This window comes from Roseateles sp. SL47 (genome assembly GCF_026625885.1).
Taxonomy (GTDB): Bacteria; Pseudomonadota; Gammaproteobacteria; order Burkholderiales; family Burkholderiaceae_C; genus Roseateles.
The window spans coordinates 1701594-1722760 of record NZ_CP113068.1; the positions used below are offsets into that span (position 1 = coordinate 1701594).

A 21167-nucleotide genomic window follows, 5' to 3' on the forward strand; every position below is an offset into this window, starting at 1 on the left:
TCCAGGCGCCAGCCAAGGCCGCCGGGTCACGTGCAGGCACTTCGAGCCGCAAGGGAGGCGGGAAGCGATGAGTCAACCGGACCTGAGCCTGTCCCTGCAGTTTGCAGACCCGCGCCACAAGGCGCTGCTACCGCGTCACAAGGTGATGCGTTGGATGCGTGCAGCGCTGGAGTTGCCCGGCGAGATGACGGTGCGGATCGTGGATGCCGAGGAGGGCCGCAGCCTGAACCTCGAATATCGGCAGAAGGACTACGCCACCAATGTGCTGACGTTTGACTACACGCATGAACCGGTGGTCGCCGCCGATCTGGTGATCTGCGCCGAGGTGGTGGAGCGGGAGGCGCGTGAGATGGGCCTGGACCTGACGGCGCACTACGCCCACATGCTGGTGCATGGCACCTTGCATGCGCAGGGCTACGACCATGAAGAGGATGACGAGGCCCAGTGCATGGAGGCCCGCGAGACGGAGATCATGCTGGCGCTCGGATTTGCTGATCCATATCGCTGAGCCCCCCAGTCGCTTCGCTCCTGCCCCCGAGGGGCGCAGTCGTTTGTTGGCCCCCCAGTCGCTCGCGCTCCTGCCCCCAAGGGGCGCCACCCGGCGGCCTGGCAGCGCCAGTTCCGCGGGTGTGGCTAGGTAAGCCCCGGCGCGGGGCGAGTGGTGGTGGGCAGTGCGGGGTTAGTTGGAGGTGCCGAGGTAGCGTTTGCGCCAGAAGAAGGCGCCAAGGCCGACGGCCAGGCCGGCCATGAGGGCGACCGCTATCCAGAAGCCCGTGGCCTGGTGGATCAGGGGCAGGTTGTCGAAGTTCATGCCAAAGACGCCAGTGATCAGGTTCAGCGGCAGAAAAATGGCCGTCAGCACCGTCAGCGTCCGCATGATGTTGTTGGTGCGCTCACCCGTCAGCGAGAAATGCATCTGGACGGACGTCTCGGCCGAACTCTCCAGCCGGCGAACGTGCGTCAGCACCCGCTCCACATGCTCCAGCACATCCCGCGAGCGCACGCGCAGCAATTCCCGCTCGCGTTCTTCCTGCTCGCTGCGCATCGGCCACTCTCCCAGCGCATCAATCCATTCCTGCACCGCACTGCGCTGGTCTTCACAGATGTCTTCCAGACGTGAGAGCGTGTCCCGCGCCACCAGCACCACATTCCAGTCCCGGAAATGACTGCGGCGGTCCAGCAGCAGTTGCTGCAGGGTCGTCAAATCACGGGTCAGCAGCCGGCGCAGGTCCAGATAGCTGTCCACCATGTGGTTCACCATGCGCAGCATCAGTTCCGCCGGACTCGTCGGCAGCCGGGTGCTGCCTCGCACATCCCGCCCTTCCTGCTGCGCGCCCAGCTTCGACGCAAAATAGTCCCGCAGCGAGCACTCGCCCGGATGCACCGTGATCAGCACCCGGTCAAACACCGCAAAGCCCACCGGGCTGGTGTCGATCGATTTGAAGGCCCGGTCGGCCGAAGCCACCGTGTGAGGGGCCTCGTCCGCCGTCGGCGCGCCACCATTCCCGCCCCCGCCCCCGCCCCCACCCGGTCCACCCGGCAAAGACCCCGGCAGCGCCGCCAGACGACGGAACACCATCAGGTCATACCAACTGGTGTAGTCAAAGTGGGACGGCAACTGCTGGTTCAGCAGATCCGAGATGTGCAGATCCAGCAGCTGCGCGCCGGTCCAGTGCTGCAGGCGCTGCTGCATGGTGGGCAACTGGAGCTCAAACTCCCGGCGCGGCATCCCAATCCAGAGGAAGCCCTGCGCCGGCAGGTCATGCGGCAGCTCGGACAGCTCCTCGTAGATGTGCTCGCTGAGATGGAAGATGCGCATGCGCGACCGGTCTTACGCTTCCCGAATGAGGCGGGCGGCGTCCATGGCGAAGTAGGTGAGGATGCCGTCAGCCCCCGCCCGCTTGAAGGCCAGCAGCGCTTCCAGCATCACCGCATCATGGTCCAGCCAGCCGTTGGCCGCAGCCGCCTTGATCATGGCGTACTCACCACTGACCTGATAGGCAAAGGTAGGCACGCGGAATTCATCCTTGACACGGCGCACGATGTCCAGATACGGCAGGCCCGGCTTGACCATGACCATGTCCGCGCCTTCCGCCAGATCCAGGCCGACTTCGCGCAGCGCTTCGTCACTGTTGCCCGGGTCCATCTGGTAGGTCTTCTTGTCCGCCTTGCCCAGGTTGGACCGTGAACCAACGGCATCACGGAACGGCCCGTAGAAGGCGCTGGCGTACTTGGCGCTGTAGGCCATGATGCGCGTGTGGATATGCAGGTCGCCTTCCAGCGCGTTGCGGATGGCGCCAATGCGACCGTCCATCATGTCACTGGGCGCCACGATGTCCACACCCGCCTGGGCCTGGACCAGCGCCTGCTGGGTCAGCAGGTCCACCGTGCGGTCGTTCAGGATGTAACCCTGCTCATCCACCACACCGTCCTGGCCGTGGCTGGTGTAGGGGTCCAGCGCCACGTCGGTCAGCACGCCCAGTTCCGGGAAGTGCTGCTTGAGCGCGCGCACCACCCGGGGGACCAGCCCGTCCGGATTGGTGGCTTCGATGCCGTCCGGCGTCTTGAACTGCGCCTCGATGGCGGGAAACAGCGCCAGCACCGGAATGCCCAGCTTGACGCATTCCTCGGCCACCGGCAGCAAACGGTCCAGGCTCAGCCGGGAGACGCCCGGCATGGAGCTGATCGGCTCCACCCGGTTCTCGCCCTCGTGGACAAACACCGGGTAGATGAAGTCACTGGCGTGCAGGCGGTGCTCCCGCACCAGGGCGCGGGTGAAGGCGTCCCGACGCAAACGGCGCGGGCGACTGGCGGGGTAGGGGGCTGGCAATTGCATGTTTGTCGTGAAATTTGCGAGAAATTCCACCGGTATGGGGGGACTTACGTAGAAAGACGTAGCTACGGAAATTCGACAGATCTGTTAAAGTCGCTCCTGAATGATAGCCGCACGGTTGTCATTCCCTGCTTTTCCTCCCTGAGCAGGAGCCTTAGCGTGATGACAGCGATAAGGCTTTCTAACCCCGGCTGTGAAGCCGGGGTTTTTTTTCGCCGCGTTGATAATGCACAGATGCTCTGGATCAAAGCGCTGCACATCATCTTCGTGGCCGCCTGGTTTGCCGGCCTCTTCTATCTTCCCCGCATTTTGGTGAACCTGGCCATGGTTCCTGCGGATAGCCATGCGGAACGCGAACGCCTGTTGCTGATGGGCCGCAAGCTCTACCGCTTCAGCAGCGGCCTGATGGTGCTGGCCCTGGCCTTCGGGGCCACGCTCTGGCTGTATTACGGCATCGGGCGCGGCCCTGGCAACGGCTGGATGCATGCCAAGCTGGCCCTGGTGGTGGGGGCCATCGGCTACCACCACGTCTGCCGCGCCATGCTACGTCGTTTTGAACATCTGGCGAACAAGCGCACCCATGGCTTCTATCGGGTGTTCAACGAGGTGTCGGTGCTGCTGTTTGCGGCCATCGTGATCCTCGTGGTGGTCAAGCCGTTCTGACCGGAAGCGGATCGTGCACCGGCGAAGCTCCGCCACCTGGCTCGCTCTGGGCTATTTGGTGCTGGTGATCTACGCGAGCCTGTATCCGTTCTGGCCCTGGCGCCTCCCCCCCAGCCTGCCCTGGCCCGGCATCGTGGGCCTGCCCTGGCCCCGCTATTGGATCCGGTTTGATCTGTGGACCAATGTGGTGGGGTACTGGCCGCTGGGGCTGTTGTGTTTTGCTGCCGTGCTGCGCAGCGGCAAGGGCCTGTGGCCGGCGCTGCTGCTGGTGGGGGTAGGCTTGCCGCTGCTGTCGTTTGCCATGGAGACGCTGCAGTACTTCCTGCCGGGCCGTGTGCCTTCGCTGGCGGATTTTCTCTTGAACAGCGCAGGCGCCTGGTTGGGCGGGGCCACCGCCTGGGCCTTGCATCGCTTTGGCGGGCTGGAGCGCTGGGACGGTTGGCGGGAACGCTGGTTCGTGCCGCACAGTGCCGGCGCGCTGGCCTTGCTGGCCGTCTGGCCGGTGGGCCTGCTGTATCCGGCGCCCGTGCCGCTGGGCCTGGGACAGTTGTTTCCGCGCCTGAGGGAACTGGCGGAGCAGGTGCTGGCCGGCACCCCCTGGGAACTGATGCCCGACGAATCCGTCATCGACCTGCCGCTGCCGCCGGGGCTGGAAGCCATTGCGATTGCCATGGGCTTGCTGGCGCCCTGCCTGCTGGCCCTGTCCGTGGCCCGTGCGGGCTGGCTGCGGCGGATGCTGCTGGTGGTGGGCGCGGGCTGTCTGGGTCTGGCGGCGACCGCGTTTTCCACCGTCCTGAATTTTGGGCCGGACCATGCCTGGGCCTGGTTCACCACCACCACCTGGCCGGGCTTGATGGCCGGCGCCGTGCTCGCCCTGCTGGCGGCGTTCCTGTCGCGTCGGGCCAATGCCGCCTGGGGGCTGGTGGTGTTGACCGCCCTGATCGCCCTGATGTCGGAGGCCCCCGCCGACCCCTATCTGGCGGAAAGCCTGCAAGCCTGGGAGCAGGGCCGCTTTGTGAATCTGTATGGGCTGGCGCAGTGGGTGGGCTGGTTGTGGCCGTTCGCGGCGCTGGCGTGGCTGCTGTATGGGGTGACGCAGAGCGATTCGTCGCCGTCCCCGCTGCGGTCGCGGTTGGACCTGCCCACGGCGGACGTATCGGCGCGTGACAGATCGCACACTTCAGCGGCTGGTGAAAACCCCGACCCTACAATGGCGCCATGAGCTATTACCAGCGTCACATCTTCTTCTGCCTGAACCAGCGCGAAGGCGAAAACGCCTGTGCTCAGCACGGCGCGCAGGAGGCGTTTGATCACTGCAAGAAGCGGGTCAAGGTCGAAGGCCTGGCCGGCAAAGGCGGTGTTCGGGTGAACAAGGCCGGGTGTCTGGACCGCTGTGCCGGTGGGCCGGTGGCGGTGGTGTATCCGGACGCGGTCTGGTACAGCTTCGTGGACAACACCGACATCGACGAGATCGTCGAACGCCATCTGAAAAACGGCGAAGTGGTGGACCGTCTGGTTCTTCCGGATCACGTCGGCCGTTGAGCGGAGCCGCTGCATGAATGCACAGACCCAGCGCCGGCAGGTGGCCGGACCGGCCGGCGAGATCGAATGCGCCATTGATGAACCCGTACTGGCCGAGGGCCAGTCGCTGCGCGGCGTGGTGGTGATCTGCCATCCCAACCCGACCCAGGGCGGCACGATGGACAACAAGGTGGTCCAGACGGTGGCGCGCGGGTTCCTGCAGCTGGGCTATCGCGCGGTGCGCTTCAATTTCCGGGGCATCGGGCAGTCGCAAGGCGGCTGGGATGAAGGCCGGGGTGAAGTCGACGACGCGCTGGCCGTGGTGGCGGCCTTCCGCGATGCATCGCTGCCTTTGGCTTTGGCTGGATTTTCTTTCGGGGGCTTTGTGGCGTCCCAGGCGGCTTTGCGGCTGGACACGCCAGCGGAGCGCCTGCTGCTGGTGGGCCCTGCGGCCAGCCGGTTCGGCGTGGCCACCGTTCCCGCCACCACCGTGGTGATCCACGGCGAACAAGACGATGTCGTGCCGCTCACTGCGGTGCTGGACTGGGCGCGCCCACAGGCGTTGCCGGTGATCGTGGTGCCCGGCGTCGGGCATTTCTTCCATGGGCAGTTGCCGCTGCTCAAGAACCTGGTGCTGCGCAGCTGGCATCCCGTCGGGACTGCACCCGTCTGAAGCACGCACCTGAGGACTTTTCCCGCATGAAACGATTCCTTGCCCCCTTGATGGCATTGGCCACGGGCCTGTTGACCGCCGTGGCCGCCTCTGCACAGGTGCAGCCGCCTGAGATTGCGGCGCGCAACTATGTGCTGATCGACCTGACGACGCATCAGACGCTGGCCGAGCGCGATGCCGATGCCCCGCAGGATCCGGCGTCGCTGACCAAGCTGATGACCGCCTATGTGGTGTTTGACGCGCTGAAGGCGAAGCGGCTGACGCTGGATCAGACCTTGCCGATTTCGAAGCGGGCGTGGGAGGAGCGCAAGGGCGATCCGTCGCTGATGTTCATCGATACAACGATGACACCGAAGGTGGACGAACTGCTGCGCGGGATGATCATCCAGTCCGGTAATGACGCGTCGGTGGCCCTGGCGGAAGGCGTGGCCGGGTCGGTGGAGCAGTTCGTGGCGCTGATGAACCGTCAGGCGCAGGCGTGGGGGCTGAAGAACACCAGCTTCAAGAACGTGACCGGCATCACCGAAGCAGGTCACAAGACCAGCGCGCGGGACATCGCGGTGGTCTTCGCCCATGTGATTCAGGACTTTCCGCAGTATTACGCCGACTACTACTCGAAGAAGGAATACACCTTCAACAAGATCCGCCAGTACAACCGGAACCTGCTGCTGACGCGCGATCCGACCGTGGACGGCGGGAAGACGGGTTTTACCGATGCCGCCGGTTATTGCCTGGCCGCGAGCGCGCAGCGCGATGTGCCCAACGGCAAGCGTCGTCTGCTGAGCGTGGTGATGGGCACGGCGTCCAAGGAGGCGCGCGCCACCGAGAGCCAGAAGCTGCTGAACTGGGGTTATGCAGCCTTTGATGCGGTGCGACTGTTTGACGCCAACCAGGCCATCACGACCGCGCAGGTGTGGAAGGGCACCAGCTCGGAAGCCAAGCTGGGTGCCGCAGGTGCGGTGTATGTGGCAGTGCCGCGCGGAGAAGGCGGCAAGCTGAAGACGGAAGTGCAACGGACCGACCCACTGGTGGCCCCGCTGACAGCCGGGCAACGCGTGGGGACCCTGAAGGTGACCACGTCCGGAGGCGCCACGGTGGCGGAAGTGCCGCTGGTGGTGCAGCAGGAAGTGCCGCTGGCAGGGATCTTCGGCCGCGCCTGGGATGCCATTCGCTTGTGGATCAAGTGATCGGGGCGTCCTCGTTGTTTCAGCGTTGAACGCTCAGAACGCCACCTGCGGGTGGCGTTTTGCTGTGCGTATGAAAAAGGGCGAGCCTGCCGGCTGGGGGCGGTTGACCGACGCTCAGAGGACCACGCCGGAAAGCGCAGGGCCTTTTCTCACCCACCCACCGCCCGTCATCGCGCCATCCCGCCGAACGCTGGATGCGGCCCACCGCACCAAGGTTGCCGACCATTGCCACAAGTTGATAATGAGTCACGCGTTGCACGGGAGAACCGCTGATGACCACGCCTTGGACCGAGCTGCCCTGCTATCTCAATGGCCATCTCGGCCGGCTGGGCGAAGCCCGCGTGCCGGTGATGGACCGGGGATTCCTCTTCGGGGACGGCGTGTATGAGCTGATTCCCGTGTATGGCGGGCGCCTGTTTCGCGTTCAGGACCATCTGAGCCGACTAGGTCGAAGCCTGAAGGCCCTGCGCATCGAGGATCCCTATGAGCGGGAAGCCTGGATCGATCTGTTCCGCAGCCTCATTCAGCATTTGCCCGACCACGAAGATCAGTGGATTTATCTGCAGGTGACACGGGGCGTGGCGCCCCGTGACCATGTGATGCCCAAGGACCTGGAACCCACCGTGCTGGTCTACAGCTCCCCGCAGCGCGCCTTGACGCCCGAGCAGCGCCATCAGGGGCTGTCGATGGTCACGGCACGGGACTTCCGCTGGCAGCGCGGCGACATCAAGAGCATTTCGCTGCTGGGCAATGTGCTGGCCCGCCAGATGTCCGCCGACCAGGGCGCGGATGAGACATTGCTCATTCGCGACGGCTATCTCACTGAGGCGTCCGCCAGCAATGTGTGGATCGTCCGTGACGGCGCCCTGCTGGGGCCGCCGCCGGGGGAGTTGCTGCTGGAGGGAGTGCGGGTGGGGTTGCTGGCCGAGCTGTGCGAGGAACTGGGGCTGGCCTACAACCTCTGCCCGATTGCAGAAACCGAATTGGCCACGGCCGACGAGATCCTGCTGAGTTCGGCCACGAAGGAAGTGGTGGCAGTGACCCGTCTGGACCATGAGCCGGTGGGCCATGGCGCATTACGAGGCCGGCCCGGCCCGGTGTATGCCCGGCTGTACGAGGCCTACCAACGGGCCAAGCTCTTGCAAAGTGTCTGACCATCACCAAGTAGGATGTCATCATGACCAGCGCTTTTAATGCCCCGATCCCGCCCGAACAGTCCCTGATCGAGTATCCGTCCCAGTTCCCCATCAAGGTGATGGGCGCGCATGTGGAAGGCTTTGCCGAGGCCATCGTGTCGATTGCGCGCCAGTTCGATCCCAGCTTCGATGCCTCGACCGTGGAACACCGCCCCAGCAAGGGCGGCAACTACCTCGGTGTGACCATCACCGTGACCGCCACCAGCCGGGAACAACTGGACGAGCTGTATCGCACCCTGACCACGCATCCGATGGTCAAGGTGGTGTTCTGATCCGCTGAAGCATCCCTCCTGCATCGCCTCGGCACCCGTGCCGAGGCCTCCGGTCCCGGCTGACTCAGCCTGAACCGGCCTGGCCCCTCGACAGAGACACCGCCTCAGATCGATGAGGCCTCCGCCGACAGTTGATCCGCCAGCACCTTGACCTTGGCCTTGGCGGCCACATCCCCGTTGCCCGCCGCCGCTGCGTACCAGTAGCTCGCCAGGCGCAGATCCTTGTCCACCCCCAGCCCGGTTTCGTACATCGAGCCGATGAGGTACTGAGCGCCCACATCCCCACCCTTGGCCGCTTCGCGATACCAGCGAGCCGCTTCACCCATGTCGCGCTCGGCGCCCCGGCCAAGATAGAAGGCCGTCCCCACCGCCACCTGAGCGTCCACGCTGCCGTGATCGGCCGCCTTGAGGTACCAGGACTGGGCCTGGACGAGGTCTCGGGTGCCCAGCACACCTTCTTCATAAAACTGACCGAGAGCCAGTTCGGCCCGCACCAGGCCGCGCTCGGACGCACGCTTGAGCAATTGCTGCGCGAGGGCCAGGTCCGGTCGGGCGGCTTCGCGACGCAGATGCATCATGGCCAGGTTGTAATCCCCCAAGGCCTCCCCCCGGGCCGCCAGTTCGCCGAATTGGCGCTCGGCCTGTCGCATACGTCCGCGCGCATAAGCATCCAGGGCAGTATCCAGTGTGATTGACGTCGCAGCGCGGGGCGCGGTGGCGCCACTGGTGGCTGGGCCGGAAGCCGATGAAGAGGGCGGCCCAGACATGAGTGGCCGCGCTGCAGTGGCGACCGCAGGAGCAGCCGCAACGCATGCCACCAGGCCCGCGCACAACAGCGCCCGGAGGCCCTGCGGCGCGGCGCGCCACTGCGCTGCGGCAGGGCTCGCATCCCCGCGCGTTGCCCATCGGCGGTTGGAGAATTTCGAGAATCCCAGCTTCATGATGCGCCCCGAAAGTCCAGATAAGCCGCATCCTAGTGTGCTGTCCCACAAGTTCCTACCAATGAAACCGCGTCTTTCGCGCCCGTGCTGCGTTGCGAATCCTCGCGATGCCGACGGGCATCGCTGTGGACATCCATCGGTTTCATTTTTGGCAGTGACCTGCTGGGCAGCACACTGGGCACTTCACCGCTAGCATGCTGACATGTTGATCAAGACCCTGGGCCGCGTGGACTATGCGGCCACCCTGGAGGCGATGCGCGCCTTCACCGACGCCCGCACCCCCGACACCCCCGACGAGCTCTGGCTGTGCGAGTTCGATCCGGTCTACACCCAGGGCCTCGCCGGCCAGGCGGACCATGTGCTGGCCCCCGGCGGCATCCCGGTGATCCAGACCAACCGGGGCGGCCAGGTCACGTACCACGGCCCCGGCCAGGTGGTGGCTTATCCGCTGGTGGACCTCAAACGCCTGGGCATTTACGTCAAGGAATATGTGTTCCGGCTGGAGACCGCCGTGATCCAGACCTTGGAATCCGTGGGCATCACCGGGCACCGGGTGGCCGGCGCCCCCGGGATTTATGTGCGGCTGAATGATCCCGGGGCGCATGGCGCACTGTCCTTGCCGGCCGATCCGGCCGACCCCTTCAAGGGGCTGGGCAAGGTGGCTGCCCTGGGGATCAAGGTGAGCCGCCACTGCACGTATCACGGGGTGGCACTCAATGTTTCGATGGACCTGAAGCCCTTTGACGGTATCAACCCGTGCGGTTACGCCGGGCTGGCAACGGTGGACCTCGCTACACTGGGGGTTTTCACGGACTGGGCCACGGTGGCCCGGCGGTTCGGTGAGCGCCTGCAAGCGCAGCTGAGCCCCTGAGCTTCCGACGGAGCACGCCTGCCATGGCAACCGAGAACATCACGCACGAAGCAAAAAGCGCGGCCGACTATGACGCGACCGCCAAACAGAAGGCCCAGGCCAAGACGGCGCGGATCCCGATCAAGATCGTGCCCGCCGAACAGCTGAAGAAGCCGGACTGGATCCGGGTGAAGGCGGGGTCGCCGACCACCCGTTTCTACGAGATCAAGCAGATTCTGCGCGAGCACAAGCTGCACACGGTCTGCGAGGAAGCGTCCTGCCCGAATATTGGTGAATGCTTCGGCAAGGGCACCGCCACCTTCATGATCATGGGCGACAAGTGCACCCGCCGTTGCCCGTTCTGCGACGTGGGCCATGGCCGCCCCGACCCGCTGGATGTGGACGAGCCGGTGAACCTGGCCAAGACCATTGCCGCGCTGAAGCTGAACTATGTGGTGATCACCAGCGTGGACCGCGACGACCTGCGCGACGGCGGTGCCGGCCACTTTGCGGAATGCATCCGGCAGGTGCGGGCGCTGAGCCCACGCACGCAGATTGAAGTGCTGGTCCCGGACTTCCGCGGCCGCATGGACCGTGCGCTGGACATCCTGCGCGCGGCTCCGCCAGACGTGATGAACCACAACCTGGAAACTGCGCCCCGCCTCTACAAGGAAGCGCGTCCGGGGTCGGACTATCAGTTCAGCCTGAACCTGCTCAAGCGCTTCAAGGAAGAAGTGCCCAACGTGCCGACCAAGAGCGGCATCATGGTGGGTCTGGGTGAAACGGACGAAGAAATCCTGCAGGTGATGCGGGACATGCGCGCCCACAACATCGACATGCTGACCATCGGCCAATACCTGGCGCCGTCCGGCCACCACCTGCCGGTGCGTCGCTATGTGCACCCGGACACCTTCAAGATGTTCGAGGAAGAAGCCTACCAGATGGGTTTCACCCATGCCGCCGTCGGCGCCATGGTGCGCAGCAGCTACCACGCCGACCAGCAGGCCCATGCCGCGCTGGAAAAGGCGGAGCAGCAGGCCGGTGCTTTGATTCAGCAGGGATCCTGATGAACAGCGGGGGCGTCTTCTGATCCTTACTTCCGATCACCCCCACGGTCACAGCACGCTCACGCCGGAGTCCACCGCCCGGCGATGTTCTTCAGCAGCAGGTTGACCGCCGCCAGTTGGCGATTGCGGATCGACAGCAGCGATGCCTCGGCGCTGAATGCGCTGTTCTGCGCGGTGGTGACCTCCAGGAAGCTCACCGTGCCAGCCCGGTATTGATCGGTCACCAGGCTCAGGCTGCGCTGCGCCGATGCCACCGCGTCCTGCTGCAGTTGCGCCTCGCGCTCCAACCGGTCCGCCAGGATCAGGTTGTCTTCCACTTCCTGCATCGCCGTCAGCACCGTCTGCCGATACGTAGCCACCGCAGAATCCGCGCTGGCACGGGCCTGGACACTCGCCATCTTGTGTTGCCCGTTGTCAAAGATCGACAAGGCCAGCGAAGGTCCCAGCGACCAGAACAGGTTGGGCGCGCTCACCAGGTTGGACACCGTGCTGCTGCGATAGCCCCCGCTGGCTGACAGCGACAGCGTGGGATAAAACGCCGCATCCGCCACACCGATCTGGGCATAGGCCGACACCACCCTTCGCTGCGCGGCCGCGATGTCAGGCCGGCGCTCCAGCAATTGCGAAGGCACCATGCGCGGCACCGCCGGTGGCGTCGGCAGGGCGGCGTGGGTCTCCAGCTTCAGCGCGGAGGGCGGCAGGCCCAGCAGCACGGCAATCGCATGTTCCTGCTGGGCCCGGGTGGCCTGCGTTTCCAGCAACTGGGCCTGCGCGGTGCGCAATTGCGTCTGCGCCTGCAGCACGTCGCTGCGAGCCGCCACGCCGCCTTGATAGCGCGCTTCCGTCAGGGTGAGATAACGCTCATAGGCCTTCACGCTCCGGTCGTACAAGGCCTCCTGGGCCTCCGCCGTACGCAACGAAAAATAGTTCTGCGCCAGCGTGGTCTGCGCCGACAGGCGCGCCGCCGCCAGATCATCCGCCGAGGCTTGCAAGGTGGCTTGCGCACCTTCGCTGGCCAGACGCAGACGACCCCAGAGGTCCGCCTCCCAACTGGTGCTCAGCGACAACTGCGCACTGTTGGTGGGGCCGCGGCTGATCGAGCCCTCGCTGACACTGCCGTCCGGGCTGGCACTGCGGGTGCCGGTGGCGCCCAGCGACAGCGTCGGGAACAGGGCGGAGCTGCTGGCATCCATCGACGCGCGGGCACTGGCCACCTGGGCAATCGACGCCTTCAGATTTTCATTGCCGATGACGAGCCTGGCCTGCAGGTCATTGAGCACCGGGTCCTGGAACAGCGTCCACCAGGACTCCGGCACGGCTTCAGCCGTGCCCGGCTGCGCACGTTGCCACAGGTCGGTTTCCTTGTAGTCGGCCGGCGCCGTCATCGGCGGCGGCGGGTCCTGGCGGGTGATGGCACACCCCCCGAGGCCGGCCGCCAGCATCACAGCCAGCAGCAGGGTCACGGAGGAACGCGGGAAGGGAGTGGAATCAAATCGGATCTTCATGGATCTCTCAGCCCTGGAGGGACGGAGCCGCAGGCGGCTCGGAAGTCTGTGCGGATGGTGGTGGCAGGCCGGCATCATGGCCAGCAGGCCGGGCCCGACGGCGCAGGCGCTGCAACTTCTGGCGCAGACGCTCCATCAGCACAAAAACCACCGGTGTGGTGTAGAGCGTCAGCAACTGGCTCAGGATCAGCCCGCCGACGATGGCGATGCCCAGCGGCTGGCGCAGTTCAGCGCCGTCCCCGGTGCCCACCGCCAGCGGCACCGCACCAAAGATGGCCGCGAAGGTGGTCATGAGGATGGGCCGCAGCCGCAGCTTGGCCGCGCGGAAGATGGCCGCCCCCGCCGTGAGGTGCGCGGTGGTGCGCTGCCGGGCAATGGCGAAGTCGATCATCATGATCGCGTTCTTCTTCACGATGCCAATCAGCAGGATCACGCCGATCAACGCAATGATGGAGAACTCGGTGTTGAACATCATCAGGGCCAGCAGCGCACCCACACCTGCCGAGGGCAGCGTGGACAGGATGGTCACCGGATGCACCAGGCTTTCATACAGCATGCCCAGCACCAGGTAGATGGCGATGATGGCGGCACCAATGAGCAGCGGTTGCGACTGGAGCGACTCCTGGAACGCATTGGCCGTGCCGGCAAAGGTGCCCCGCAAGGACACCGGCACCCCCAGCTCGGCCATGGCGTTGTGGATGGCATCGGTGGCCTGCGACAGGGACACGCCCGGCGGCAGGTTGAAACTGATGGTGGACGCCGGTGTGCCGCCCTGGTGGTTGACCGACAACGGCGTGTTGGTGGTCTCCACCCGGGTGAAGGCGGAGAGTGGCACCTGCGCGCCGCTGCTGCTGGTCACATAGAGCTTGCGCAGCGTCTCCGGGCCCTTCAGGAACTCCGGGGCCAGTTCCATCACCACCCGATACTGGTTCAACGGGTTGTAGATCACGCCCACCTGCCGCTGACTGAAGCCGTTGCTGAGCGTGGTGTCGATGTTGCTCACCGTGATGCCCAGGCGCGCTGCCGCCTCTCGGTCGATGACCAGCGTGGTCTGAATGCCCTTGTCCTGCTGGTCGGTGTTGACGTCGGTGAGCTCCGGCAGTTGCGACAAGGCATTGCGCACCCGCGGTTCCCAGGTGCGCAGCACCTCCAGATCGTCCGCCTGCAAGGTGAACTGGTATTGAGAATTGGACTGCCGGCCGCCGATGCGGATGTCCTGCACGGGCACCAGGAAAAGATTGGCGCCCGGCTCATGAGCCATCTTGTCCCGCAACCGGTTGATGACGGCATCGGCCGACACCTTCCGCTCCGCCAGCGGCTTGAGGATGATGTAGAAGTTGGCCGAGTTGCCGCCCGAGGTGCTGCCGTTGACGTTCTGCACGGCAGGATCGGCGAGGATGATGTCCATGAAGCGGTCCACCCGGTCCCGCATCATGCCGAAGGAACTGCCCTGGTCGGCCTGCACCCCACCGATCAGCACACCGGTGTCCTGCTGCGGGAAGAAGGTCTTGGGAATCACCCCGTACAGGTAGACGTTGATCGCCACCACCGCCAGCAGCGAGGCCAAGGCGACCGGTTGGTGGCGCAGTGTCCACATCAGGCTGCGGCGGTAGCTTCGCGATACGGCGCGATTAAAACGCGCGGCAGAACGCGTGGCATAACGCGCGACAGAACGCGTCAGGCGGTTCCCGGCGCGTCGGCGGTCCGTGGCGTGGCCACCCGCCGTTGTCTCCATCGTCCCTGACGTGGTGGAGGGTGAGGGCCCCGGCTCACGCTCACGCCGGGGCCGCAGCACGCGGGAGGCCATCATGGGGGTGGTGGTGAGCGACACCACCATGGACACCAGAATGGCCGCCGACAGCACCACCGCAAACTCGCGGAAGAGGCGCCCCACCACACCACCCATCAGCAGGATGGGAATGAACACCGCCACCAGCGACAGGCTGATGGAGATGACGGTGAAGCCGATTTCCTTGGCCCCCTTGAGCGCCGCTTCCCGGGGCGAATCGCCCTGCTCGATATAGCGGGAGATGTTCTCCAGCACCACGATGGCGTCATCCACCACGAAGCCGGTGGCCACCGTCAGCGCCATGGCGGAGAGGTTGTCCAGGCTGTAGCCACACAAATACATGACACCGAACGTACCCGCCAGCGATACAGGTACGGCTACCGCCGGCAGCAGCGTGGCACGCCAACTGCGCAGGAACAGCAGCACCACCAGGATCACCAGCCCCACCGACACCGCCATGGCCCGTTCCACCTCCTCCAGCGAGGCGCGGATGGTGGGTGTGCGGTCGCTGATGACCTTCAGCTCGATGGACGGCGGAATCGATGCCTGCAGATGCGGCAGCAGGGCGCGGATGCGGGCCACCGTCTCGATGATGTTGGCGCCCGGCTCCTTCTGGATGAACATCAGGATGGCCGGTTGCTTGTTGGAGGCGGCGTAATTGCGCACGTCCTGCACCGAGTCCTGCACCTCGCCCACATCCCGCAGTCGCAGGGCCGCGCCATTGCGGTAGGACAGCACCACCGGGGCATAGTCCGCTGCGGTGCGGGCCTGGTCGTTGGCGCCGATCTGCCAGTAGCGGCCCCCTGCTTCCACCGCGCCCTTGGGCCGGTTGGCATTGGTGTTGGCGATGGCCGTGCGCACCGTGTCCAGGGCAATGCCGTTGGCGGCGAGCTTGTCGGGGTTCAGTTCCACCCGCACCGCCGGCAGCGCACCGCCACCGACGTTCACCTGGCCCACCCCTTCCACCTGCGCCAGGCGCTGGGCCAGCACGGTGGAGGCGGCGTCATACATCTGGCCCCGACTCAAGGTCTGCGACGTGAGGGCCATGATCATGATCGGCGCATCGGCCGGATTCACCTTGCGGTAGGTGGGATTGCTGGGCATGCCGGTGGGCAGCAGCGACCGCGCGGCGTTGATGGCGGCCTGCACGTCTCGCGCCGCGCCGTTGATGTCCCGGCTGAGGTCGAACTGCAGGACGATGTTGGCCGACCCCTGGGACGACCGGGAGGTGATTTCCGTCACCCCCGCAATGCTGCCCAGGGACCGCTCCAGTGGTGTGGCCACGGTGGCGGCCATGGTGTCCGGGCTGGCCCCAGGCAAGGAGGCCGACACCGAAATGGTGGGAAAGTCCACCTGGGGCAGGGGCGCGATCGGCAGCAGCTGGAAGCCCAGAATGCCGGCCAGCGCGATGCCGATGGTGATCAGCGTGGTCGCGACTGGGCGGGCAATGAAGGGCGCGGAGATGTTCATCGCGCCCCCTGGTCATCAGCCGCCGGCAACGCCTTGCGGGCCTGTCGGTCGCGCCAGCGCTGGGCCAGGCCGGCAAAGCCGAGGTAGATCACCGGTGTGGTGAACAGCGTCAGCAACTGGCTCACGATCAGGCCGCCCACCATGGTCACGCCCAGCGGATGACGCAGCTCATGGCCGACACCGGTGCCCAGCATCAGCGGCAGTGCCCCCAGCAGGGCCGCCATGGTGGTCATCAGGATGGGACGGAAGCGCAGCAGCGAGGCCTTGTGAATCGCCTCACGCGGGGCCAGCCCCTGCTCGCGTTCGGCTTCCAGCGCGAAGTCGATCATCATGATCGCGTTCTTCTTCACGATGCCGATCAGCAGCACGATGCCGATGATGGCGATGATGCCCAGGTCCAGCCCGCCCAGCAGCAGGGCCAGCAGGGCGCCCACGCCGGCGGAGGGCAGGGTGGAGAGGATGGTCAACGGGTGGATGTAGCTTTCATAAAGCACCCCCAGCACGATGTACATGGTGACCACCGCCGCCAGGATCAGGAACAGCGTGCTGGACAGCGAATTGCTGAAGGCTTCCGCAGCGCCCTGGAAACTGGTTTCGACACTCACCGGCAGATCCAGTTGCGCCTGCTCGGCCTTGATGGCCTTCACCGCATCCCCCAGCGCCACACCCGGTGGCAGGTTGAACGAGATGGTGGCCGCCGGAAACTGGGCCACATGGTTGATGGCCAGGGCCGTCGGCCGCTCGACGATCTGTGCCACCGAACTGAGCGGCACCTGCACCGAGGTGGTGGTGGTCGTGCCGTTGACGGTGGTGGTGCTGCTGCCCGGCACATACAGGGCTTCCAGCGCCTGAGGTCCGGTTCGGAATTCCGAGCTGACTTCCAGCACCACGCGGTATTGGCTGGACTGGGTGTAGATGGTGGAAATCAGCCGTTGGCCGAAGGCGTTGTAAAGCGCGGTGTCGATGGCCGACACCGTCACGCCCAGGCGCCCGGCCGCTTCCCGGTCGATCTGCACCCACGCCTGCAGACCCTGGTTCTGCAGGTCGCTGGCGACATCCGCCAGTTGGGGCAGGGCCTTCAGGCGGGTCAGCAGGGCGTCATTGGCCTGGGCCAGATCGTTGGCATCCGGAGAACTGATCAGGAACTGGTATTGCGTTTTGGAGACGCGGTCCTCGATGGTCAGGTCCTGCACCGGCTGCATGTAGGCGGTGATGCCGGGCACCTTCTGGTTGGCCTCGCTCAGCCGGGCGATCACCTCGTTGGCCGAGCTGTGCCGCTGCGCGAAGGGCTTCAGCGTGATCTGCATGCGCCCGGTGTTGAGCGAGGTGTTGGCGCCGTCCACACCGATGAAGGAGGTGATGTGGTCCACATCCGGGTCCTTCAGGAAGGCTTCCGCCAGGCGGCGCTGCCGCTCACCCATGGCGTCAAACGAGGTGCTCTGCGTGGCTTCGGTGATCACCTGCACCAGGCCGGTGTCCTGCACGGGGAAGAAGCCCTTGGGCACCACCACGTAGAGCAGCGCCGTCAGCGCCAGCGTGGCGGCAAAACCCAACAGCGTGAGGGCCGGGCGGTCCAGCACCCAATCCAGACCCCGGCCGTAGGCCTGGATCAACCGGTCAAAGCGGTCCGCCGTCCAGGCGCCGAGCCGGGTGGGCTTGTGCTGGCTTTCCGGCTTGAGCAGCCGTGCGCTCATCATCGGCGTGAGCGTCAGCGACACAAACGCGGAGATCAGGATGGCCACGGCCAGCGTGATGGCGAATTCATGGAAGAGCCGACCCACCACATCCCCCATGAACAGCAGCGGAATCAGCACCGCGATCAGGGACACGGTGAGCGAGATGATGGTGAAGCCGATCTGCTTCGACCCCTTGAAAGCGGCCTCCATCGGCGAATCGCCTTCCTCCACGAAGCGGGCGATGTTCTCGATCATCACGATGGCGTCGTCCACCACAAAGCCGGTGGAGATGGTCAGCGCCATCAGGGTGAGGTTGTTGATCGAGAAGCCGGCCATGTACATCACGCCGAAGGTGCCCACCAGCGACAGCGGCACGGCCACGCTCGGAATCAGCGTGGCGCTGGCACTGCGCAGGAACAGGAAGATCACCATCACCACCAGCGCAATCGCCAGCAGCAGCTCGAACTGGGTGTCGTCCACCGAGGCGCGGATGGTGGTGGTGCGGTCGGCCAGCACCTGCACATCGACCGAGGCCGGCAGGGTGGCCTGCAGCTTGGGCAGCAGTTCCTTGACCCGGTCCACCGTCTCGATGACGTTGGCGCCGGGTTGACGCTGCACGTTCAGGATCACGCCCTGGGCCAGGGTGCGCGGAGCGGGGCCTGCGGCGGGGGTCGATCCGCTGGAAGCGCGGCTGCAGTCCTCGGCGGCGGCATCATTGGAGGCTCCGCAGGGCACGTCGGCCCAGGCGGCCAGGCGCCGGTTCTCGGCGTCATCAACGATCTCGGCCACGTCGCGCAGTCGCAGCGGGCTACCGTTTTTCCAGGCCACGATCAGGTCCTGGTATTCCGCCGCCGAGCGCAACTGGTCGTTGGCATCGATGGTGGACGCCCGCTGAGAGCCGTCAAAGCTGCCCTTGGCCTGGTTGACGTTGGCCGCCGCAATGGCGCTGCGCACGTCATCCAGCGACAGGCCCAGCGATGCCAGCGCACGCGGATTGGCCTGGATGCGCACGGCCGGTCGCCGTCCGCCGGCAATGCTGACCAGACCCACACCATCCACCTGGGACAGCTTGGGGGCCAGGCGGTTTTCCACCAGGTCATGCACCTTGATCACCGGCAGCGATGGCGATGTGATCGCGATCGTCATCACCGGCGCATCGGCCGGATTGACCTTGCTGTAGACCGGCGGCATGGGGAGGTCGCTGGGCAGCAGGTTGCTGCCGGCATTGATGGCGGCCTGCACTTCCTGCTCGGCCACATCCAGCGACAGGCCCAGCGAAAAGCGCAAGGTGATCACCGACGCCCCACCCGAGCTGGAGGAGGTCATCTGGCTCAGGCCGGGCATCTGGCCGAACTGGCGCTCCAGCGGCGCGGTGACCGTGGTGGAGATGACGTCCGGGCTGGCGCCCGGATAAAGCGTGGTGACCTGGATGGTGGGGTAGTCCACCTCCGGCAGCGCCGAGAGCGGCAGCAGCCGATAGGCCAGCAGGCCCGCCAGCAGGATGGCCAGCATCAGCAGCGACGTGGCCACCGGCCGTTGGATAAAGGGACGTGACGGGTTCATCGCCGCAGCTTCCGGTCGGTTGCGCGAATCATTGACCGTTGGCACCGGAGGCGCCTTGGCCAGCCTGGCGCCGCGCACGGCGTTCGGCGATCCAGGCTTCCCGCTCGGCGGGGCTCATCTTCATGAGCTTCTCGGCCACTTCCGGCGGGAGGCGGTCCAGCCAGGCCGGACGTTCGCCGTCGGCTTGGGCCAAGGGCGCAGAGGCACCCGAAGCAGGACGCACGCCGTCAGCCGGTGTGCCGGGGCGCGCGCCGGAGGCGGCATTGGCGGTTCCCCCTGCTGCGCCCGGCCCGCCCGCGCCGGACCACTGACCGCCTCCGGCGGCTCCACTGGCCCCCCGCTGGCGGCGCGGCGCGGCATTCGCGCCGGCTCGCTGCTGGGGATCGGCCGCAATCACTTCCACCTTGGCGCCCTCGCGCAGACGGTCCACGCCGTCGATCACCACCCGGTCACCCGGCTTGACCTTGCCTTCGATGGCCATCCAGTCGCCATCCACCGCGCCGGTCTGCACCACCCGCGTGGAGACGCTGTTGTCCTCGCCCACCACATAGACATAAAAGCCCTGCGCGCCGCGCAGCACCGCTGCGGACGGCACCGTCAGCTGGTTCTGCAGCGTGGACAGTTGCAGGCGCACGCTGACCGACTGGTTGGGGTAGAGCGCGTCATCGTCGTTCGGGAACAGCGCCTTCAGCTTGATGGTGTCGGTGCTCAGGTCAATGGCGTTGTCCGCCGTTGCCAGCTTGCCGGTGGCCAGGCGGGTCTTGCCGTCGCGGCTCCACGCTTCCACCGTCATGGGCGTGCCGGACTTCAGGCGGGTGTTGATCTGCGGCAGCAGGCCCGAGGGCACGGCAAAGGTCAATGCGATCGGACGGGTCTGGGTGATGCTGACCACGCCGTTGGTGTCGCTGGTCTGCACCACATTGCCGATGTCCACCTGCTTGAGGCCGACGCGGCCGCTGATCGGTGCAATCACCCGGGTGTAGGTGACCTGCAGACGGGCGCTGTCCACGGCGGCCTGGTCGGCCTTCACGGTGCCTTCCAACTGGCGCACGGTGGCCTCCTGCGTGTCCAGGGTCTGTTTGGCCAGCGCATCCTTGGCCACCAGATCGCGGTAGCGGGTCAGGTCGATGCGGGCGTTGTCCAACGTGGCCTTGTCGCGGGCCAGAGTACCTTCGGCCTGGGCGAGGCTGGCCTGGAAGGCGCGTGAGTCGATCTGCGCCAGCGGCTGACCGGCCTTCACCTGCTGGCCTTCCTTGAAATGCAGCGCCTGCAGCACACCGCTGACCTGGGCGCGGACCACTGCAGTGTTGGACGCGGTGATGGTGCCGATGGCGGAGGCGGTCTGGCGGACGTCCTGCTGGCGCGCCTGGGCGACCGAGACAGGCTGCACCCGGTTGGCGGCGAAACGGCGGTTGGCGCCGCCTGCGCCGGGGCCGCCCGGTCCAGCGGCTCCACCTGGGCCACCGGCACCACCCAGGCCCACACCGGGGCCGCTGGCTGAGCGGACACCCTCCGCGCCCATTTGGGCGTCGCGCCCCTTCCACCACCACCAGCCACCGGCCGCAGCGGCCAGCAGCACCACGGCCAGGATCCAAGGCGCGGCCTTGCCCGACTGGGACAAGCGGCGCCCGGTCTGAGGAGCGGGTGATCGGCGCGCCCCAGCGGGCGCGGCACTGGCGGCACTGGCGCCACTGACGCTGATGCGGATCGTGGTCATCGGGGAAGACGGAAGGCGGGTCGGATTGTTTTTCATGCGGGCCGGCAATTGGTCCTGGGGCAAACGGTCACGGCAACCCGTCCGGCAAGGGCGGGGCCAGTCAATGGGTACTGCATGGGGAGAGGGCCGCTGGCTCGCCCGGTTGTCTGCGTGAGAAAACGGGCCGGCTGGGCACTTGTGTACACCCTAGTATCGGGTGGCGACGCCCTGGTGTCCCTCAGGAAAAGAATCGCAAAGGGGTGGG

17 protein-coding genes are annotated in these 21167 nt (G+C 66.1%); 10 read left to right on the top strand and 7 right to left on the bottom strand.

The features are described from left to right. Window positions 1-67 precede the first annotated feature (67 nt). A complete protein-coding gene (gene ybeY / locus OU995_RS07360; protein ID WP_267834883.1) occupies window positions 68-508 on the top strand; it encodes an rRNA maturation RNase YbeY in 441 nt (146 codons plus the stop codon). 171 nt (window positions 509-679) lie between these two features. Here the strand turns inward: ybeY and OU995_RS07365 are convergent, their stop codons facing one another. Next, the gene (locus OU995_RS07365; protein WP_267834884.1) at window positions 680-1819 is read right to left on the bottom strand and encodes a CorA family divalent cation transporter; all 1140 of its coding nucleotides are present in this window, start codon (window positions 1817-1819) and stop codon (window positions 680-682) included. Window positions 1820-1831: 12 nt separating this feature from the next. Continuing rightward, window positions 1832-2836, bottom strand: a complete 1005-nt coding sequence (hemB, locus tag OU995_RS07370; RefSeq protein ID WP_267834885.1) for a porphobilinogen synthase — start codon at window positions 2834-2836, stop codon at window positions 1832-1834. Window positions 2837-3067: 231 nt separating this feature from the next. Here hemB and OU995_RS07375 point away from each other — a divergent pair, with 231 nt between their 5' ends. The 7 genes from OU995_RS07375 (at window position 3068) to OU995_RS07405 (ending at window position 8345) form a co-directional block, all read left to right on the top strand. Next, entirely contained in the window at window positions 3068-3496 is a 429-nt protein-coding gene (locus tag OU995_RS07375; RefSeq protein ID WP_267834886.1) for a CopD family protein, read from the top strand. Window positions 3497-3509: 13 nt separating this feature from the next. Then, complete coding sequence (locus OU995_RS07380; RefSeq protein ID WP_267834887.1) at window positions 3510-4718, top strand: VanZ family protein; 1209 nt, start codon at window positions 3510-3512, stop codon at window positions 4716-4718. Next, the gene (locus OU995_RS07385; protein WP_267834888.1) at window positions 4715-5038 is read left to right on the top strand and encodes a (2Fe-2S) ferredoxin domain-containing protein; all 324 of its coding nucleotides are present in this window, start codon (window positions 4715-4717) and stop codon (window positions 5036-5038) included. Before OU995_RS07380 ends, OU995_RS07385 begins: the two co-directional genes overlap by 4 nt. A gap of 13 nt (window positions 5039-5051) precedes the next feature. Beyond that, window positions 5052-5690 carry an alpha/beta hydrolase gene (locus OU995_RS07390; RefSeq protein ID WP_267834889.1) on the top strand — a complete coding sequence of 213 codons (639 nt, stop codon included), beginning with the start codon at window positions 5052-5054 and terminating at the stop codon, window positions 5688-5690. A 26-nt stretch (window positions 5691-5716) separates the two neighbouring features. After that, the gene (locus tag OU995_RS07395; protein ID WP_267834890.1) at window positions 5717-6877 is read left to right on the top strand and encodes a D-alanyl-D-alanine carboxypeptidase family protein; all 1161 of its coding nucleotides are present in this window, start codon (window positions 5717-5719) and stop codon (window positions 6875-6877) included. Between the two features lie 272 nt (window positions 6878-7149). Beyond that, window positions 7150-8031 (top strand): aminotransferase class IV, encoded by an 882-nt coding sequence (locus OU995_RS07400; protein WP_267834891.1) that lies wholly within the window; start codon window positions 7150-7152, stop codon window positions 8029-8031. A 23-nt stretch (window positions 8032-8054) separates the two neighbouring features. Next, the gene (locus tag OU995_RS07405) at window positions 8055-8345 is read left to right on the top strand and encodes a DUF493 family protein (protein WP_267834892.1); all 291 of its coding nucleotides are present in this window, start codon (window positions 8055-8057) and stop codon (window positions 8343-8345) included. Between the two features lie 104 nt (window positions 8346-8449). Here OU995_RS07405 and OU995_RS07410 read toward each other — a convergent pair whose 3' ends face one another. Beyond that, a complete protein-coding gene (locus OU995_RS07410) occupies window positions 8450-8995 on the bottom strand; it encodes a tetratricopeptide repeat protein (protein WP_267834893.1) in 546 nt (181 codons plus the stop codon). A gap of 493 nt (window positions 8996-9488) precedes the next feature. Between OU995_RS07410 and lipB the strand changes: the two genes are divergently transcribed. Both lipB and lipA read left to right on the top strand, forming a co-directional pair. After that, entirely contained in the window at window positions 9489-10157 is a 669-nt protein-coding gene (lipB, locus tag OU995_RS07415) for a lipoyl(octanoyl) transferase LipB (protein ID WP_267834894.1), read from the top strand. A gap of 23 nt (window positions 10158-10180) precedes the next feature. After that, window positions 10181-11203, top strand: a complete 1023-nt coding sequence (gene lipA, locus OU995_RS07420; RefSeq protein WP_267834895.1) for a lipoyl synthase — start codon at window positions 10181-10183, stop codon at window positions 11201-11203. A gap of 59 nt (window positions 11204-11262) precedes the next feature. On the opposite strand, the gene OU995_RS07425 is transcribed toward lipA, so the two are convergent. The 4 genes from OU995_RS07425 to OU995_RS07440 are packed head-to-tail and all read right to left on the bottom strand — an operon-like array spanning window position 11263 to window position 20959. Next, complete coding sequence (locus OU995_RS07425; protein WP_267834896.1) at window positions 11263-12708, bottom strand: efflux transporter outer membrane subunit; 1446 nt, start codon at window positions 12706-12708, stop codon at window positions 11263-11265. Window positions 12709-12715: 7 nt separating this feature from the next. After that, window positions 12716-15967 (bottom strand): efflux RND transporter permease subunit, encoded by a 3252-nt coding sequence (locus OU995_RS07430; protein WP_267834897.1) that lies wholly within the window; start codon window positions 15965-15967, stop codon window positions 12716-12718. After that, the gene (locus tag OU995_RS07435; RefSeq protein ID WP_267834898.1) at window positions 15964-19206 is read right to left on the bottom strand and encodes an efflux RND transporter permease subunit; all 3243 of its coding nucleotides are present in this window, start codon (window positions 19204-19206) and stop codon (window positions 15964-15966) included. The genes OU995_RS07430 and OU995_RS07435 overlap by 4 nt, the downstream gene beginning before the upstream one ends. A gap of 28 nt (window positions 19207-19234) precedes the next feature. Then, window positions 19235-20959 carry an MdtA/MuxA family multidrug efflux RND transporter periplasmic adaptor subunit gene (locus tag OU995_RS07440; RefSeq protein ID WP_267834899.1) on the bottom strand — a complete coding sequence of 575 codons (1725 nt, stop codon included), beginning with the start codon at window positions 20957-20959 and terminating at the stop codon, window positions 19235-19237. Window positions 20960-21167: the final 208 nt, after the last annotated feature.

Excerpts from the sequence above, each read along its gene's own strand:
- ybeY (WP_267834883.1), top strand. The coding sequence starts at position 68 with ATGAGTCAACCGGACCTGAGCCTGTCCCTGCAGTTTGCAGACCCGCGC.
- OU995_RS07365 (WP_267834884.1), bottom strand. The coding sequence starts at position 1,819 with ATGCGCATCTTCCATCTCAGCGAGCACATCTACGAGGAGCTGTCCGAG.
- hemB (WP_267834885.1), bottom strand. The coding sequence starts at position 2,836 with ATGCAATTGCCAGCCCCCTACCCCGCCAGTCGCCCGCGCCGTTTGCGT.
- OU995_RS07375 (WP_267834886.1), top strand. The coding sequence starts at position 3,068 with ATGCTCTGGATCAAAGCGCTGCACATCATCTTCGTGGCCGCCTGGTTT.
- OU995_RS07385 (WP_267834888.1), top strand. The coding sequence starts at position 4,715 with ATGAGCTATTACCAGCGTCACATCTTCTTCTGCCTGAACCAGCGCGAA.
- OU995_RS07390 (WP_267834889.1), top strand. The coding sequence starts at position 5,052 with ATGAATGCACAGACCCAGCGCCGGCAGGTGGCCGGACCGGCCGGCGAG.
- OU995_RS07395 (WP_267834890.1), top strand. The coding sequence starts at position 5,717 with ATGAAACGATTCCTTGCCCCCTTGATGGCATTGGCCACGGGCCTGTTG.
- OU995_RS07400 (WP_267834891.1), top strand. The coding sequence starts at position 7,150 with ATGACCACGCCTTGGACCGAGCTGCCCTGCTATCTCAATGGCCATCTC.
- OU995_RS07405 (WP_267834892.1), top strand. The coding sequence starts at position 8,055 with ATGACCAGCGCTTTTAATGCCCCGATCCCGCCCGAACAGTCCCTGATC.
- OU995_RS07410 (WP_267834893.1), bottom strand. The coding sequence starts at position 8,995 with ATGCGACAGGCCGAGCGCCAATTCGGCGAACTGGCGGCCCGGGGGGAG.
- lipB (WP_267834894.1), top strand. The coding sequence starts at position 9,489 with ATGTTGATCAAGACCCTGGGCCGCGTGGACTATGCGGCCACCCTGGAG.
- lipA (WP_267834895.1), top strand. The coding sequence starts at position 10,181 with ATGGCAACCGAGAACATCACGCACGAAGCAAAAAGCGCGGCCGACTAT.
- OU995_RS07425 (WP_267834896.1), bottom strand. The coding sequence starts at position 12,708 with ATGAAGATCCGATTTGATTCCACTCCCTTCCCGCGTTCCTCCGTGACC.
- OU995_RS07430 (WP_267834897.1), bottom strand. The coding sequence starts at position 15,967 with ATGAACATCTCCGCGCCCTTCATTGCCCGCCCAGTCGCGACCACGCTG.
- OU995_RS07435 (WP_267834898.1), bottom strand. The coding sequence starts at position 19,206 with ATGAACCCGTCACGTCCCTTTATCCAACGGCCGGTGGCCACGTCGCTG.
- OU995_RS07440 (WP_267834899.1), bottom strand. The coding sequence starts at position 20,959 with ATGAAAAACAATCCGACCCGCCTTCCGTCTTCCCCGATGACCACGATC.